The organism is Blautia faecis (assembly GCF_027662325.1).
GTDB classification, from domain to species: domain Bacteria; phylum Bacillota; class Clostridia; order Lachnospirales; family Lachnospiraceae; genus Blautia_A; species Blautia_A faecis.
In genome coordinates this window covers 1-1,382 of record NZ_JAQDKY010000102.1, presented here as the reverse complement: position 1 = coordinate 1,382, position 1,382 = coordinate 1, and the positions used below count along the sequence as shown (strand labels likewise).

At 40.4% G+C, this 1,382-nt stretch carries 2 protein-coding genes; one reads left to right on the top strand and one right to left on the bottom strand.

What is annotated here, in order from left to right; translation table 11 throughout:
* Positions 1-145: 145 nt before the first annotated feature.
* Positions 146-823 (top strand): GTP pyrophosphokinase, encoded by a 678-nt coding sequence (locus PGQ38_RS19285; RefSeq protein WP_173717356.1) that lies wholly within the window; start codon positions 146-148, stop codon positions 821-823.
* Between the two features lie 161 nt (positions 824-984).
* On the opposite strand, the gene PGQ38_RS19280 is transcribed toward PGQ38_RS19285, so the two are convergent.
* Positions 985-1,314, bottom strand: a complete 330-nt coding sequence (locus PGQ38_RS19280; RefSeq protein WP_270433188.1) for a hypothetical protein — start codon at positions 1,312-1,314, stop codon at positions 985-987.
* Between the last annotated feature and the right edge of the window lie 68 nt (positions 1,315-1,382).

Sequence of the window (1,382 nt, the reverse complement as noted above, 5' to 3'; positions counted from 1 at the left end):
GCGTCCCTCCTGAAGAACTTTTCCATCCACTAAATAGCAATTCAATACGTTGCTTCTTTATAAAAATTCCGCTATAATAAACAATATGAGAAGCTCTTGACGGGGGCTCAGCATTTTACTTGTAGAGAGGTTGAAAGAATTAATTATGACAGAAGAAAAGAAAGCGCCCTGGCTGGATACGCCAGATCCGCAGCGTTTTATCAAAAATGCAGCAAAGTTTAATGATCTGATGATGATGTATAGATGTGCCATCCGGGAGGTACAGACCAAGCTGGAAGTTCTGGATGATGAATTTTCAGTAGAGTATAAGCGAAATCCCATATCTTTTATTAAGACAAGGATAAAGAAACCAGAAAGTATTTACCGGAAACTGCAGAAGCTGGGATATGATTTTACAGCGGAGAATATTCAGGAACAGTTAAATGACGTGGCTGGAGTCCGGGTGGTCTGTGCTTTCATTGACGATATTTACACAGTGGCCAATCTGATTGCCGGACAGGATGATATTAAAGTTATTAAAATCAAGGATTATATCAAGAATCCGAAACCAAATGGTTATCGTAGTTATCATATGATAGTGGAGATTCCTGTATTCTTCTCCAAGGGGAAAACACCTATGAGAGTAGAACTTCAGATCCGCACCAACGGCATGGACTTCTGGGCTACATTGGAGCATCAGCTCCGCTACAAGAAGGGAATCGAGGACTTGCCAGGATATGCAGAGATCAGTGAAGAACTGCTCCGCTCGGCGCAGGCAGTAATCGAAACGGATAACGAAATGCAGCAGATTAAGAATAAGATTGGCATGTTTCATGATATTTAAGACAGGCTCAATCTACATAATTTTACGGCAGACAAAATTAATTGTCTGCCGCTATTTTTTAGCCGAAATTTTAGAAACTTTTCAATTCGGCACTAGTATTCTATTATTACGAAATAATATAACGTAAGTAAGAATAAACTTTTTCTCTGACAATCTCTCTTTTATTTCAGCCACACGAATACACAGAATAAAATAAACAAAAATGCCGCACTTCCAAAGATCAGTCCCACAGTCAGTGACGCCTTCAGCGAAAGCCAGATGACTCCTCTTCTTTCTTCCTTCGTCATCGGCGGATTCTGAAAAGCGCTCAGATCATCCGGTACTTCATTTTCCATTCCCGGTTCCGGTACTTTTACATCAAATTCTTTTCTGCTCTTAGATGGATCGCCAGGAAATATCTGCCATGGTCTTCTGGAATTCCAGGGCATACCATCCACATCCATATTGGCTACTGTGTAATCGGGCAATTCTTCTTTTTTTCTTTTTCCCATGTAGAACCTCCTGTTTTGCTATTTAATTGGTTGAAAAGTTCTTCTGGAGGGACGCATTTGGACAATGT

Excerpts from the sequence above, each read along its gene's own strand:
- PGQ38_RS19285 (WP_173717356.1), top strand. The coding sequence starts at position 146 with ATGACAGAAGAAAAGAAAGCGCCCTGGCTGGATACGCCAGATCCGCAG.
- PGQ38_RS19280 (WP_270433188.1), bottom strand. The coding sequence starts at position 1,314 with ATGGGAAAAAGAAAAAAAGAAGAATTGCCCGATTACACAGTAGCCAAT.